The sequence below is a fragment of the Actinoplanes octamycinicus genome (assembly GCF_014205225.1).
GTDB lineage: Bacteria > Actinomycetota > Actinomycetes > Mycobacteriales > Micromonosporaceae > Actinoplanes > Actinoplanes octamycinicus.
The window spans coordinates 5,195,725-5,209,669 of sequence record NZ_JACHNB010000001.1 but is presented as its reverse complement, the minus strand read 5'-3'; the positions used below and the strand labels follow the sequence as shown (position 1 = coordinate 5,209,669).

Below are 13,945 nucleotides of genomic sequence, written 5' to 3'. Positions count from 1 at the left end.
CCACCGATCCTACGATCGCGGCCGTTTCTCAAGTGGCCCGCACGGTGACCGATCAAACGCGGGTCAGCACGGCGGAGGAGGGGCATTGGTCGAGGTCATCGAGGGCGCCGCGCTGGTCGTCGGGGTCATCGGCCTGGCCGCCGGGATCCGGGCGTCCCGGTCGCGGGCCCGGCGTCCCCGGCTGCGGCAGGCGTGGCGGGCGGTCGTCCCGATGACCGACGGGCTGACCGGGCTGGGCAACCGATCGCGGTTCCGGGCCACGTCGTACCGGAACCTGGCCCGCACCGCCCGGACCGGCCGGCACTCGGCCGTCCTGGTCATCGACATGAACGGGTTCAAGGAGGTCAACGACACCCTCGGGCACAAGTCCGGTGACCTGGTGCTGGTCGAGTTCGCCAAGGTGCTCGAGCACTGCGTGCGGGCGCCGGGCCTGGCCTGCCGGATGGGCGGCGACGAGTTCTCGGTGCTGCTGACCGACCTGGACCACCCGGAGCAGGCCTACCAGGTGGCCGGCCTGATCGCCGCCACGATGGGCCCCGTGGTGATCGACAACCGGCTGATCGAGCTGGCCGCGAGCATCGGCGTCGCCGTGTCCGGGCCCGGCGAGCTGACCCACGACGAGATCGTGCACCGGGCCGACCTGGCGATGTACCGGGCCAAGGCGCTCGGCCCGGAGACCCGCTGGGCGATCTGGCAGGAGTCCCTGGAACCGCGGGCCGCCGGCGCCGCGGCCTGACGCCATCCGTCAAACGGCGCGTCAAACGGCCCGGCTGTCTGATCTGACGCAGGGGCCCGGGAAGCGCCCGGGCCGCTAGTGTCAGGAGACGACAGTGCCGCTGTTCATGGATGTCCACAATGTCGGCGACGGTGTGCTGGCCAGTGATGTCGCCGCCGCCCACGAGGCCGACCTGGCCGTGCAGGACGGCTTCGGGGTCAACTACCTGAAGTACTGGGTGGACGAGGCCGGCGGGAAGATCTTCTGCCTGGTCGAGGCGCCGGACGCGGAGGCCGCGGCCACCGTGCACCGCAAGGCGCACGGGCTGGTGGCCGACGAGATCTACCCGATCAGCGCGCAGGGCTGAACGAGGCGAGAGGACCGGGCCGGCGATGGGTCTCACCGTGCACCTGCTCGGTCCACCCCGGGTCGAGCGGCCGGACGGGGACGGACACCAGATGCGCAGCCGCAAGAGCTGGGCGCTGCTGGCCTGCCTGGTCCTCGGCGAACGCCCGCCGACCCGGAGCCGGCTCGCCGGCCTGCTGTACGCCGAGGCGCAGGACCCGATGCGGGCCCTGCGCTGGGGGCTGGCCGAGATCCGCCGCTGCCTGGGCGTCACCCTGGACGGCGATCCGGTGGTGCTGGGGTTGCCACCGGACGCCGTCGTCGACGTCACCGTCCTCACGCACGGCGCCTGGGCGGCCGCCGTCGACCTGCCCGGCCTCGGTGCCGACCTGCTCGAGGGCGTCACCGTCCGGGACGCGCCGGCGTTCGAGTCGTGGCTGCTCTCCGAGCGGCGGCGGATCGCCGCGGCGGCCGAGGCGATTCTGCACGAGGCCGCCCTGGGCCGGCTGGCCGAGGACGATCTGGAGGCGGCGAGCCGGCTGGCGGTGCGCGCCGCCGCGATGAGCCCGCTGGACGAGAACCACCAGGCCCTGCTGATCCGGCTGTACCGGCTCGCCGGCGACGACCGGGCGGCGGAGCAGCAGTTCGCGGCGGTCACCGCGCTCTTCCGCAAGGAGCTCGGGGTCGCGCCGGGCCGGGCGGTCGAGCAGGCCATGGCGGAGGGCCGGCGGCACCGGGAGGTGGTCGCGGACGACGCGTCCGTCGAGGCGATCGTGGAGTCGGGCGCGGCGGCGGTGGCGGCCGGCGCGGTGGAGACCGGCGTCCGGTCGCTGCGCACCGCGATCGGGCTGGCCGACCGGTCCGGGCACGCGCCGTCCCGGCTGGCCGCCCGGCTGCGGCTGGCCGAGGCGCTGATCCACTCGACGCGCGGGATGGACGAGGAGGGGCTTGCCGTCCTCTACGAGGCGGAACGGCTCGGCCTGGCCGACGGTGATCCGGCCGCGGTGGCCCGGGCCCGCGCCGAGATCGGCTACGTCGACTTCCTCCGCGCCCGGTACGACCGCAGCCACCGCCGGCTGACCGACGCGCTCACCGTGGCCGGCGGCTCGGGGCCGATCGCCGCCCGGGCCACCACCTATCTCGGCGCGGTGGAGAGCGACCGGGCCGCCTACGCCTCCGCCGTCCGGCTGCTGGACCGGGCCGCCGGGCTCGCCCGCTCCTGCGCCGACCCGCGCACCGAGGCGTACGCGCTGTCCATGCTCGGCCGGGTGCACCTGCTCACCGGGGCGGTCGGACCGGCCGCCGAGCACCTCGACGCGGCGATCCGGCTCGCCGAGCGGGACCACTGGCTGGCCTTTTTGCCCTGGCCGCAGGCGCTGCGTGGCGAGGTGCACCTGGCCGCGTCCGAGACCGCGGCGGCCGCCGCCGTGCTCCAGCAGGCCTTCGCCCGCGCCTGCCAGCTCGGCGATCCCTGCTGGGAGGGCATCGCCGCCCGGTCGCTGGCCCTGACCGCCGAAGCGGCCGGCCGCACCGCCGAGGCCTTCGCGCTGCTCGCCGACGCCCGGCGGCGGTCGAACCGGATGGCCGACTCGTATGTCTGGCTGGACGCCTACATCCTCGACGCGCAGTGCGAGCTGGGCCGGCGGCACGGTCATCCGAACGCCCCGCTCTGGGTCGGGGCGCTGCGGCGCCTGGCGTCCCGGACCGGGATGCGGGAGATGATCGTGCGGGCGATGTGGCACGGCGCGGCGCTCGGGCACGCCGGGGATCACGACGCCGCGCGGCTGCTGGCCGGCGACATCGCGAACCCGGTACTGGACGCGCTGCTGGCTCAGGACCCGAGCCGGTACAGAGTGAGCGCGGCCAGCGACGGCGCGTCGACGATCTGACCGGACCGGATCATCCCGGTGATCTCCGCGTCGGTGACCGCGCGGTGGACCATGTCCTGCTCGGTGACCTCTCGGTCCGGCTCGCCCTCGGCCAGATCGGTCGCCAGGTAGACGTCGAAGCCCTGGGTCGAGTACCCGTACGCCTCGTAGAGGTGCCCGAGGTGCACCATGGCGCCGGCCCGCAGCCCGGTCTCCTCGGCCAGCTCCCGCCGGGCCAGAGCCAGCTGGTCGCCGCCCGCCCCGCTCCCCCAGCTGCCCTGCGGAAACTCCCAGGCCCGCCGCCCGACCGGATAGCGAAACTGCTCGACCAGCCAGAACCCGTCCCGCCAGCGCGGCAGCACCAGCGCGAAGTCCGGTTTCTCGACGACGCCGTAGATCCCCGCGCTGCCGTCCGGCCGCCGGATCTCGTCCTCCCGCACGGTCATCCACGGATTCCGATAGACCACGCGACTGCTCAGCTGTTCCACCGTGCGATCTTGCCTCGGCCCGGAAACGCTTGTCATGACCCACCGGTCCGGGACCTCCCCGCCGGTAAACTGGTGCTCTCCCCAGGCTCGAGGAAGACGGTTGCCAGACTCGCGTATCCGACGTCACGTCCAGTTGATCCCACCGGGAAGCGCAACACCCCAGACGCCTCTCGGGCGCGATGGCTTTCTTGACCCGGCCGCAGCCGGGGTGGTCCCCGCGACGGACCTGGCCGGAGCCGCGGGCGGCTACGTGCTCCTGGCCCCGGGAGGTGCCGGGAAGTCGACAATTCTCCACGAGCTCAGAGATCTGGAGGGTGGCGTCGCTGTCGATCTGGTCGGGTTGGACCGAGGCGAGATCGAACCGGCCGTCGCCGCTGCCGTCGCCACGTCTCGACCGGTTTACCTCGACTCCCTCGACGAGGCTGACGCGTTCGAGCCCGCGATGTTCCGGCGCCTGCAACGAGCGATGCAACGGCCGGAGGCGGCCGGGGTCAGTTGGCGGCTCGCCTGCCGGCCGGCCGCGTGGAACGACTTCGGCATGCCTGATCTGGCGACATACCGGCTGCTCCCGCTCAGCCGGGACGCGGCAACGGAGTGGCTGACGGCGGCCGGGGTGGACGAGGGGTTCCTCGACGCGCTCGGGCGGGCCGGATCCGCTCGGCTGACCGGATCGGCGCTGCACTTCGTCGCGGCGGCGCAGCGCTGGCAACAACTCGGTCATCTCCCGGCGCGGCAGGCCGACATCCTGGAGAACGAAATCGTCAGGCTGCTGGCCGAGCGGGAGGACGGCCGGGAGTCACTCCGCGTTCCGGCCGACCTGCGCCGGCGGGCAGCCGGTCGGCTCGCCGCCTTCAGCGTCTTCTCCGGAGTCACCCGGTTCACCCTTCGCGGCACACCCACGGGTGCCGACGTCAGCCTGGGCGACCTGCCCTCGACCGCCGAGCCGGACCGCCCGGATCACACCTTCGGCCATGAGATCCACAAGGAGGTGCTCGGCAGCGCGCTGTTCGAGTCCGGGGCGCCCGGCAGTGTGGTCTTCCGCCATCAGGTCTATACCGACTATCTGGCCGCGGCGTACGTGGCCGGCCGGGAGCCGACGTCGCGTCAGCTCACCGAGGTGCTGAGCATGACGGACGGCGTTCTCCCGCGAGCGATGCGCAGCGTTGCCGCGTGGGTTGCCGCGCTGCGCCCACAAGCCGTCGACCTGCTGGCTCCGAAGAACGTCGGTGCGCTGCTCGCATCGGGAGTCGAGTTCCCGGCCCCCGTGCGAGCCGCGCTTGTCGGTGCGCTGCTCCACGCGGCACGAGAGGCACGGCTCGCACCGGTGTGGTCCGTCGACCTCTCGTTGCTCGACCATCCTGATCTCTCCCGCCAATTGACGGCTCATGCGGCGGAACACTCCGTCGCAGAACTGGAATCGTGGTGGATCTGCCGTATCGCCCTCGCGTGCCGGGTGACCGAGATGCTTCCCTTCGCTACCCGGGTGGCCGGGGAGCGGGAATGGTTCGCCTGGGCACGGCGCCCCGCCATCACCCTGATCCTGAAACTGGGTACGGACAGTGACCGGCAGGCCCTGCGCTCCCGGCTGGACCTGACCGAGAAGGCCGATCCGGACGACGAGTTGCGCGCCGCGTTCATCGACGGGATGTTTCCGAGGCATCTGCCGCTCGCCGAGATCCTGCCGATGCTGCATGCGCCCCGGACGAACAATTACATCGGCGCCTACAAGAAGCTCCTCGGCGAGTTCCCGGACAGGGTCGCCCCCTCCGACCTGCCCATGCTGCTCTCCTGGGCCACGCAGCGCACGGAGGACGACAGATTCCAGTTCGCCTACTGGGTCAACGAGTTCCTGACCACGGCCGTCACCCGGGCCTTCGACCATCTGCACGAGCCCGGGCAGCTCGAAGCCCTCAGTTCGCTGCTTGCCGAAGCACCACTGGGCCAACGGTTCGATCCGCCCTGGACGGGCGACCGGCGCCGCCGTCGCGAACTCGCCGTGGCGGTCGCCGAACGCTGCGAGGGTCGCTGGTGGGAACTTCTCCGTTCCGGTCTGGTGACCCCCGAGGACGCCGCATGGCTGACGGACGACGCGGGCACCTTCCCGGCTGCGGCCCGGGCCGCGCTCGATCGGTGCCTCGCGAAGATCAACGAACCGCCGGGGGATCCCGCCGTCCCCGAGGAGCGCCCTGAGTCCCGCCGGATCCGCGAATCCCTGGTCGCCGCTCGTCAGGATCTCCTCGGCTGGTGGCGGACAGTGATCGCGTTGAGCGGCGAGTCCTCACCCGAGATGTGGTCCTTCGATTTGACCGCACGACCGGGCTGGTCGCTGTTGACGGCGGAGGAACAGCGGGAAGTCATCGATCTGGGCTGGCAGTACGTCATCCGGCATCGGCCGGATCCGGAGACATGGCTGGACTCAGCGGCGGTCTCACGGGACGCATACCGGGACTGGGCCGGCGTGTACCTGCTGACCACGGTGGCGGAGCACCATCCCGAGCGACTGGCTGGGCTGCCCGGCGCGTGCTGGTCGACGTGGGCGCCGGTCATCGGCGGCGTTCATCCCTACTACGAGGGCGAACCGCTGAAGAAGCTGATCGCTCTGATGCCCGGCGACCCCAGGGAGCAGGTACTCACCACCGTCCGGCGCGTCATGGACGCCCGGCCGGGATGGTGGCGCACGCCTGTGCAGGAGTACTTCGCCCAGGACCTGGCGCCGACGCTGGTCGGCTACCTGCGGCACCGACGGTTCGACGACACGACGAGCGCGGACATTCTCGGCTTCCTGCTGGAATTCACCCCGGCGGAAGTGGCCGGCTTGTGTCGTTCGTTGGCCAGTGACGACGATTCCCCGCTCGCTCGAAGAGCCAGGAGGCATCTCGCCGAGACGGAGCCCCAGAAGGTTGCCGAGGCCGTCCTGGCCGGGGACGCCGACCGTGCGGTCGTGGAGAAACGCATCGCCGGGCTGCATCTCAGCGAGCTGGACACGCACACCCTGGGCGATCTCACCCGTTTCCTGTTCGACCGCTTCCCGCCCGCTGACGACCCACCGTTCGAGAAGAGCTTCGACCATCCTGGCGTCCAGGCTCGGAAGGGCGCCCTCCAAGTATTGATGGAACGGGGTGAGGCACGGACTCTGGAACGTCTCGCGGAAGGCCGAACGGCTTTCGAGATCCGTTATCTCCGACATTTCAGCGAGTCAGCACAGGCGATAGCCGCCGACACCAGAATGGCCCGGCTGACCCCGGAACATCTGCTCGTCGTACTGGGCCGGTCCGATGTCCGGCTCGTCCAGGACGCGCGAGATCTGCTCGACGCCGTCATCGATCACCTGGTGGAGCTGCAGCATGAACTGACCCACCGGAACGCGTTCCGTGATCTCTGGTCACGCGATCTCACCGACATCGGCAGCGAGGACGACATCTCCGACTGGGTCCAGCGACACCTCGAGAAGCGGCTCAACGGCGGCACGATCGACCGCGAGGTCCAGGTTCAGCGCCGCAGCGCATCCGGCATCGGCACTCGCATGGATCTGACGGTCTCCGCGCGCTCGGCCACCGCCACGGTCGACACCGCCCGGGTCGTCATCGAGGCCAAGCTGGTCAACAACCCCGAGATCGAGACGGCGACGCGGAATCAGCTCATCGACCGTTACCTCACCGCGATGGGGCTGCGTCACGGCTTGCTCCTGGTGTACTGGGTCCGGCCCGACCAGCGTCCGGCCCGCTGGCGGGAACGCACTCCCGCGCACCCCGCTGCCGCCGGACTCCTGGCCGAGCTGGAGCGCCAGGCGTCGGAGGCGCCGGCCGGCTACGACGTACGTCCGTTCGTCCTCGACGTCAGCCGTCCCGTCCAGGCGAAGGAAACCGCGGGGGGCGGGCCGGCTCAGCGGAGGTAGCGCTCGACGGCGTGGCGGATCTGGTCCGGGGTCATCGGGTCGGTGGACAGGACGCTGTGCAGGACCAGGCCCTCGATCAGGGCGTCCAGCTCGCGCGCGGTGGTCGGGTCGAAGTGCGTCTCCAGGGCGTCCCGGCTGCGCTGCATCCAGGCCTGGGTGACCGCCCGCAAGCCCGGGTTGCGGGCCGCCGCGACGTACAGCTCGACCGCCATGACCAGGTCTTTCGGGGAGCCGATCAGGTCGTCGCGGATCAGCGCGATGACCGCCTCGATGGCGCTGTCCCGGTCGGTGGCGGCGCCCAGCCGCGCGTCGAAGACGTCGGCGGCGGCCGCCGCGTGCCGCCCGAACGCCTCGGCCAGGACCTCGTCGAGCGAGCCGAAGTGGTAGGTCATCGAGCCGAGCGGCACGTCGGCCACCCGGGCGATCTCCCGGTGTGTGGTGCCGGCGACGCCCCGCTCGGCGATGACCTGCAGGGCGGCGTCGATCAGCCGGTCGCGGCGCCCGGGATCGTGCCGCCGGGTCCGTCGGTCAGTCATCCGCGCCGCCCGGGATCGTGCCGCATCGCCTCTCGGTCAGTCATCCGCGCCGATGTTACGGATCACCCGCGCCGGATTGCCCACCGCCACCACGTCGGCCGGCAGATCCCTGGTCACCACCGCGCCGGCGCCGACCACGGTGTTCTCCCCGATGGTGACGCCGGGCAGGACGATCGCGCCGGAGCCGAGCCAGACGTTGTCGCCGATGGTGATCGGTTTGGCCGCCTCCCACTTGTCCCGGCGCGGGCCCGGCTCGATCGGGTGGGTCGGGGTGAGCAGCTGGACGTTGGTGCCGATCTGCACGTCGGCGCCGATGGTGATCGGGGCGACGTCCAGCGCGACCAGGCCGAAGTTGGCGAAGGTGCGGGCGCCGATCCGGAGGTGCCGGCCGTAGTCGACGCGCAGCGGCGGCCGGATCTCCACCCCTTCGCCGACCTCGCCGAGCAGCTCGGTGAGCAGCTGCCGCCGCCGGTCGCCGTCCCGGATCGGGGTCGCGTTGAACTCGTCCGTCAGCTCGAAGGCCCGCAGGGCGGCCTCGGCCAGCTCCGGGTCGTCGGCGAGGTAGAGCTCGCCGGCGAGCATCCGCTCACGCATCGAAGTCATGTGTACGAGCGTACACATAGGCCTCCGAGGTTCCGGAACTTCTCCGGGAAAGCACGGCGTGAGCAGGGCCAATGCCGGAACCGCTGCCGGAACCGGTTCCGGGAGGCATTGACACCGGTTGGTGGCGAGGACACAGTGTCCGGCAAGAGAGCGATTTCACAGGGTGTTCCCCCACCCGCAACGGCTCCGTCACATCTTCCATCCCCAAGGAGTCCCCGATGTCCCCTGCCCGGAAATGGGCCGTCGCGGCCGCGACCGGCCTCCTCGCCGCGCTGGTCAGCGCGCCGAGCGGCGCCCAGGCCGCCGAGACCCTGGTCTCACAGAACAAGCCGGCCACCGCCTCGTCCTCGGAGTGGGCCGGCACCCCGGCCGCCTCCGGCAACGACGGCAACACCGGCACCCGGTGGTCCAGCGCGTTCGCCGCCAGCCAGTGGTACCAGGTCGACCTGGGCGCCGCCACCTCGATCAGCCGGATCGCGATCAACTGGGAGAACGCCTACGCCAAGGCGTTCACCATCCAGTTCTCCGCGGACGGCACCGCGTGGACCCAGGCCTACGCGACCAGCACCGGGACCGGCGGCCAGCAGAGCATCCCGGTCAGCGGCACCGCCCGCTACGTCCGGATCAACCTGACCCAGCGCGCCCTGGAGCTCTACGGATACTCGTTCTGGGAGTTCCAGGTGTTCTCCGGGGACGGCCCCACCAACCCGACGACCAGGCTGCTCTCGTACGGGAAACCCGCCCGTGCCTCGTCCGAGCAGAACGACGTCAACTGCAACCCGTGCACCGCCGACAAGGCCTTCGACAACGACCCGGCGAGCCGCTGGGCGACCAGCTCCACCACCGGCTGGGTGGACCCGGGCTGGATCTCCGTCGACCTGGGCGCCACCGCGCAGATCAGCCAGGTGGTGCTGCAGTGGGACCCGGCGTATGCCAAGTCGTACCAGATCCAGGTGTCGAACGACGGCACCGCCTGGACCAGCGTCTACTCGACGACCACCGGTGACGGCCTGAAGGACGTCATCACCGCCACCGGCTCCGGCCGCTACGTGCGGATGTACGGCACCGCCCGCAGCGGCCCGTACGGCTACTCGCTCTGGGAGTTCAGCGTCTACGGCACCGGCGGCAACCCGGTCGACCCGCCCGCCAAGCCGGCCGACCCGAGCTTCCCGGCCACCCGCCTGGTCTTCGCCGACGAGTTCAACGGCGGCAACGGCGCCAAGCCGGACACCGCGAAGTGGACCTACGACCCGGGCGTCCCGCAGAACGGCGAGATCCAGTACTACACGCCGAACAGCGAGAACGCGGCGATGAACGGCGCCGGCCAGCTGGTCATCGAAGCGCGGAAGCAGGACTACCAGGGCCGGCAGTACACCTCGGCCCGGATGAACACCAGCAACAAGTTCCACACCCAGTACGGCCGGGTCGAGGCCCGGATCAAGGTGCCGAAGGGCAACGGGCTCTGGCCGGCCTTCTGGATGATGGGCGCCGACTTCCTGCAGGGCCGCCCGTGGCCCTACAACGGCGAGATCGACATCATGGAGATCCTCGGTCGCAACACCAACGAGCTGTACACGACGCTGCACGCGCCGGCGTACAACGGGGCCGGCGGCTACGGCCAGAAGTACACCTCATCGGTGGACCTGTCCCAGGACTTCCACGTCTACGCGGTCGAGTGGGACAGCAAGGGGATGCGCTTCTTCCTCGACAACACGCTGGTCTTCACCGCCGCCAAGGACACCGTGGAGAACACCCGCGGCCCGTGGATCTACGACCACCCGTTCTACCTCATCCTGAACCTGGCGGTCGGCGGCGACTTCCCCGGTCCGATCGACGCGACCACCCCGTTCCCCAGCCGGATGCTGGTCGACTACGTGCGCGTCTACCAGTGAGGGACGCCGCGGCAGGGCCGGCCCCCTGGCCCTGCCGCGGTCACCTCAGCTCAGCTTCAGCAGATCCGGGCAGTAGACGGTCATGAAGTGCGGATGCAGGCGGTAGTAGACGACCTCGGTGGTCCAGTCGAAGGCGTCCGCCCCGTAGAACTCCTTGAGGTAGTCCAGCACCTCCGGCTCGGCCGTCAGGTCGATCGCCTCGGCCCGGCCGTGCACGAAGACGCCCAGGTCCTCGCCGCGCAGGTGGGAGACGCTGGCGGCCGGCCGGGCGGCCAGGTGGTGGGCTTTCGCGGCGGTGCGGGCCGTACCGAAGATCCAGCGGCCGTGCAGGAAGTGCCCGTCGACCGCGCTGATCCGCGGCTCGCCCCGCGCGGTGACGGTGGCCAGCGACAGCGTGCACATGCCGGTCAGCACCCCGGTCACCTGCTCGGCGGTCAGTGTCCGCTCGGTGACGATCGACCGCAGGTGCGCGGTCGACCCGGCGAGCGAGGTCTCCAGCAGACGTTGCAGCTCGGCGAGCTGGTCGGGAGTCTCCCGCATGTCAGCGCGGGGTGCGGCGGTCGGCGGCGGCGTAGGAGGCCGCGGCGGTGACCGCGGAGACGGCCAGCACGGCCGGCCAGGAACCGATCCGCTTGGCCAGCGGGTGGGACAGCCCGAAGGCGCCGACATAGGTGGTGGCCAGCGCGGCGGTCACGCCCGGGCTGGTCCGCCGGGCCCACTCGCGCCCGGCCAGCACGCCACCGGCGGCGAGGACCGCGCCGCCCAGGGGCCGGATGCCGGTGCGGCGGGCCAGCTGCCAGCCACCGATCAGAGAGCCTGCGGTGATCACCGCGGTGGGAACACGCATGGCCCGACCCTACCCGCCGCCGCCCGCCCCCGGTCCGCTCGCCGGCCCGGTCCAGACCGGTTGACGGTACGGCCGGAAGCACCGCCGCGGGCTCAGCTCAGACTCGTCGCGGCCGGGCTCAGCTCAGACTCGTCGCGGCCAGCGCGGTGGCGACCAGCAGCCCCATCCCGTTCGTGGCCCAGTGCAGCGCGGCGGCCGCGAGCAGGCTCCCGGACCGGCGCCGCAGCTCGCAGAGCAGCAGGCCGGCCAGCGCGGTGAAGGCCACCGCCCCGAGGATGGCCAGCACCCGCCCGGTGGCGCCGACCCCGAACGTGGCGCCGACCGCCTGGTTCACCTGGGCCAGGCGCAGCGACGGCAGGATGTGCCAGAGGCCGAACAGGACCGACGAGGTGATGCTCGCCCAGGTGGCGCCCCGGTGGTGATTGACCAGGCCCATCAGTACGCCGCGGAAGGCCACCTCCTCCAGCAGCACGGTGCCGAGCGGGACGACCACGAACGCGGTCAGCAGGGCGGCGCCCGGGTGCAGGTGGTAGCGGACGTCGTGGAAGGCGACCCGGGTGGCCGGGATGGCCGCGCCGATCGCGTAGACCACCGCGACGATCAGGACGGCGCCGACCGCGTACTTCAGGCCGGGCAGGAAGGTGCGCCGGGACAGGCCCAGGTCGTGCCAGGTGAGACCGGCCCGGCGGGCGATCAGCACCAGGGTGAGCGCGACGATCGGCCCGGCGATCAGGCCGGTGTGGTGCGGGCCGTACTTGTCGGCGACGTTGACCGCGGCCAGGATCGCCACCACCGCGCCGAGCACGAGGGCCAGGCGGCGGCGCGACGGGTGGGCCGGCGGGGACCCGACGACCGGGGCGAGGACGGGGGCGGAGGCGGAGGAAAGGTCTGGCATGGCGCGGGCGAGGCTACCTGCTGGTGGCCGCATGAACCAATTGTCACCCCTGTCCGGCCCCGCGGCACTTCAGCGGCTTCGGCACCCCTCTGGATCACCAGGTCAGCGCTCTGACCGGCGGCGGACCGACGATCCACACTGGTCACGCACCGTGAGGACCATCGCGGTGACGTTGCGCACCATCGTGCCGGGGTTCCCTCGAACGGGGAGGCCGCGTCGGCCGTACGGAAATCGGGTCTTGATCGGATCTTGAGGGGTGCGGCCGGTCATCGTCGTTCTGCCCGGTTCACGCAGTAGCCTCGGTTGTCCGGAAATTTCGTTATATGGGAGTTTGGATGCTGCGACTGCCCCGGCGGCGCCTCTTCACGCTGGGCGGCGCGGCCCTGGTCGCGGGACTGCCGCCGGCGAGCCTCGCCTACCCGTTCACCCTCGGCGTGGCGTCCGGGGATCCACTGCCGACCGGGGTGCTGCTCTGGACCCGGCTCGCGCCGCGGCCGCTGGAACCGGCCGGTGGGCTGCCGCCGGTCCGCTACCCGGTGTCCTGGCAGGTCGCCGAGGACAGCGCGTTCCGCCGGGTGGTCCGCTCCGGCGACACGGTGGCCCGCCCGGAGTACGGCCACGCGGTCCACCTCGACGTGCAGGGCCTGCGTCCGGGCCGGGAGTACTTCTACCGGTTCCGCAGCGGCGGCCACCTCAGCCCGGCCGGCCGGACCCGGACCGCCCCGGCCAAGAGCGCGTCACCGGCGTCCATGCGGTTCGCGATCGCCTCCTGCCAGTCCTACGCCGACGGTTACTACGAGGCCTGGCGGCACCTGGCCGCGGAGGACCTGGACGTCGTCTTCTTCCTCGGCGACTACATCTACGAGGGCGCGATCACCAGCGCCGGCGGCAACCGGATGGACGCCACGCTGAACCTGCCGGACACCTTCGAGCTGGAGACCGACACGCTCGACCTCTACCGGATGCGGTACGCGCTCTACCGCACCGACCCCGACCTGCAGGCCGCGCACGCCGCCGGCCCGTGGGTGCTGACCTGGGACGACCACGAAGTGCAGGACAACTACGCGGCCGGGGTGCCGCGCTTCCCCACCACGCCGGACTTCCCGCTCCGCCGGGCCGACGCCTACCGCGCGTACTGGGAGAACCAGCCGCTGCGGCCGCCCCGGCAACCGGCCGGGCCGGACATGTCGCTCTACCGCCGGTTCCGCTTCGGCGACCTGGCGCACGCCTACGTGCTGGACACCCGGCAGTACCGGTCCGACCAGGCGTGCGGGGACAACCTGCGGGCCGGCTGCGCCGACCGGGACGACCCTTCGCGTACGCTGCTCGGCGCCCCGCAGCGGGACTGGCTGCTGGACAAGCTGGGCCGATCCGAGGCGCGCTGGAACCTGCTCGCCCAGCAGGTGATGATGGCCGAGTGCCGGTACGGCGGCCCGGCGAACCGCCTCGACATGGACAAGTGGGACGGGTACGCGGCGGACCGGGAGCGGATCCTGGCGCTCGCCGCCCGGATGCCCGGAACCGTGGCGCTGTCCGGCGACATCCACTACAACTACGCGGCCGACCTGCGGCTCCGGCCGGACCGGCCGGCGGTGGCGGTGGAGCTGGTCGGGACGTCGATCACCAGCGGTGGGGACGGGAGCGAGAGCACCCCGCAACTGGACATGCAGCTGAAGCACAATCCGCACCTGCGGCTGGCGAACGCGCAGCGCGGGTATGTGCGGTGCGAGCTGACCCGGGACCGGCTGCGGGCGGACTTCCGGGTGATGTCGCAGGTCACCCGGCGTGGGGGGACGATCTCGACGCGGGCCTCGTTCGTGTCGGAGCGGGTTGAGCCGGGGCTGGTACCGGCATGAACCGG

The 13,945-nt window shown here is 71.7% G+C and carries 12 protein-coding genes; 6 read left to right on the top strand and 6 right to left on the bottom strand.

Features of this window, described 5'->3' with window-relative positions; translation table 11 throughout:
- Positions 1-85 precede the first annotated feature (85 nt).
- From BJY16_RS22755 to BJY16_RS22745, 3 genes are all read left to right on the top strand, one after another.
- Positions 86-736 carry a GGDEF domain-containing protein gene (locus BJY16_RS22755; protein ID WP_239176745.1) on the top strand — a complete coding sequence of 217 codons (651 nt, stop codon included), beginning with the start codon at positions 86-88 and terminating at the stop codon, positions 734-736.
- Positions 737-842: 106 nt separating this feature from the next.
- Complete coding sequence (locus tag BJY16_RS22750) at positions 843-1,082, top strand: DUF4242 domain-containing protein (RefSeq protein ID WP_221502021.1); 240 nt, start codon at positions 843-845, stop codon at positions 1,080-1,082.
- Between the two features lie 25 nt (positions 1,083-1,107).
- Positions 1,108-2,949 (top strand): AfsR/SARP family transcriptional regulator, encoded by a 1,842-nt coding sequence (locus tag BJY16_RS22745; RefSeq protein ID WP_185041605.1) that lies wholly within the window; start codon positions 1,108-1,110, stop codon positions 2,947-2,949.
- Here the strand turns inward: BJY16_RS22745 and BJY16_RS22740 are convergent.
- Positions 2,892-3,452: an NUDIX hydrolase gene (locus BJY16_RS22740; protein WP_185041604.1), complete on the bottom strand. Its 561-nt coding sequence runs from the start codon at positions 3,450-3,452 to the stop codon at positions 2,892-2,894. The two genes, BJY16_RS22745 and BJY16_RS22740, sit on opposite strands and share 58 nt — an antisense overlap.
- A 172-nt stretch (positions 3,453-3,624) precedes the next feature.
- Between BJY16_RS22740 and BJY16_RS22735 the strand changes: the two genes are divergently transcribed.
- Positions 3,625-7,311: a DUF8371 domain-containing protein gene (locus tag BJY16_RS22735; protein ID WP_185041603.1), complete on the top strand. Its 3,687-nt coding sequence runs from the start codon at positions 3,625-3,627 to the stop codon at positions 7,309-7,311.
- On the opposite strand, the gene BJY16_RS22730 is transcribed toward BJY16_RS22735, so the two are convergent.
- Positions 7,299-7,847 carry a TetR/AcrR family transcriptional regulator gene (locus BJY16_RS22730; protein ID WP_185041602.1) on the bottom strand — a complete coding sequence of 183 codons (549 nt, stop codon included), beginning with the start codon at positions 7,845-7,847 and terminating at the stop codon, positions 7,299-7,301. The genes BJY16_RS22735 and BJY16_RS22730 overlap by 13 nt on opposite strands.
- A gap of 36 nt (positions 7,848-7,883) precedes the next feature.
- Complete coding sequence (locus BJY16_RS22725) at positions 7,884-8,450, bottom strand: sugar O-acetyltransferase (protein ID WP_185041601.1); 567 nt, start codon at positions 8,448-8,450, stop codon at positions 7,884-7,886.
- A gap of 218 nt (positions 8,451-8,668) precedes the next feature.
- On the opposite strand from BJY16_RS22725, the gene BJY16_RS22720 reads away from it, so the two are divergent.
- Complete coding sequence (locus tag BJY16_RS22720; RefSeq protein ID WP_185041600.1) at positions 8,669-10,342, top strand: discoidin domain-containing protein; 1,674 nt, start codon at positions 8,669-8,671, stop codon at positions 10,340-10,342.
- A 45-nt stretch (positions 10,343-10,387) separates the two neighbouring features.
- Here the strand turns inward: BJY16_RS22720 and BJY16_RS22715 are convergent, their stop codons facing one another.
- The 3 genes from BJY16_RS22715 to BJY16_RS22705 form a co-directional block, all read right to left on the bottom strand.
- Positions 10,388-10,882, bottom strand: coding sequence for a pyridoxamine 5'-phosphate oxidase family protein (locus BJY16_RS22715; RefSeq protein ID WP_185041599.1), 495 nt, complete (start codon positions 10,880-10,882; stop codon positions 10,388-10,390).
- Position 10,883: 1 nt separating this feature from the next.
- Positions 10,884-11,189 carry a hypothetical protein gene (locus tag BJY16_RS22710; RefSeq protein WP_185041598.1) on the bottom strand — a complete coding sequence of 102 codons (306 nt, stop codon included), beginning with the start codon at positions 11,187-11,189 and terminating at the stop codon, positions 10,884-10,886.
- Between the two features lie 118 nt (positions 11,190-11,307).
- Positions 11,308-12,084, bottom strand: coding sequence for a CPBP family intramembrane glutamic endopeptidase (locus tag BJY16_RS22705; RefSeq protein WP_185041597.1), 777 nt, complete (start codon positions 12,082-12,084; stop codon positions 11,308-11,310).
- A 335-nt stretch (positions 12,085-12,419) separates the two neighbouring features.
- Here BJY16_RS22705 and BJY16_RS22700 point away from each other — a divergent pair, with 335 nt between their 5' ends.
- On the top strand, positions 12,420-13,940 hold the full coding sequence (locus tag BJY16_RS22700) for an alkaline phosphatase D family protein (RefSeq protein ID WP_185041596.1): 1,521 nt from the start codon (positions 12,420-12,422) through the stop codon (positions 13,938-13,940).
- Positions 13,941-13,945 lie beyond the last annotated feature (5 nt).

Bases quoted from the DNA above. Each gene is read 5' to 3' on its own strand.
- BJY16_RS22750 (WP_221502021.1), top strand. From the start codon at position 843: ATGGATGTCCACAATGTCGGCGACGGTGTGCTGGCCAGTGATGTCGCC.
- BJY16_RS22745 (WP_185041605.1), top strand. From the start codon at position 1,108: ATGGGTCTCACCGTGCACCTGCTCGGTCCACCCCGGGTCGAGCGGCCG.
- BJY16_RS22740 (WP_185041604.1), bottom strand. From the start codon at position 3,452: ATGACAAGCGTTTCCGGGCCGAGGCAAGATCGCACGGTGGAACAGCTG.
- BJY16_RS22730 (WP_185041602.1), bottom strand. From the start codon at position 7,847: ATGACTGACCGACGGACCCGGCGGCACGATCCCGGGCGCCGCGACCGG.
- BJY16_RS22725 (WP_185041601.1), bottom strand. From the start codon at position 8,450: ATGACTTCGATGCGTGAGCGGATGCTCGCCGGCGAGCTCTACCTCGCC.
- BJY16_RS22720 (WP_185041600.1), top strand. From the start codon at position 8,669: ATGTCCCCTGCCCGGAAATGGGCCGTCGCGGCCGCGACCGGCCTCCTC.
- BJY16_RS22715 (WP_185041599.1), bottom strand. From the start codon at position 10,882: ATGCGGGAGACTCCCGACCAGCTCGCCGAGCTGCAACGTCTGCTGGAG.
- BJY16_RS22710 (WP_185041598.1), bottom strand. From the start codon at position 11,189: ATGCGTGTTCCCACCGCGGTGATCACCGCAGGCTCTCTGATCGGTGGC.
- BJY16_RS22705 (WP_185041597.1), bottom strand. From the start codon at position 12,084: ATGCCAGACCTTTCCTCCGCCTCCGCCCCCGTCCTCGCCCCGGTCGTC.
- BJY16_RS22700 (WP_185041596.1), top strand. From the start codon at position 12,420: ATGCTGCGACTGCCCCGGCGGCGCCTCTTCACGCTGGGCGGCGCGGCC.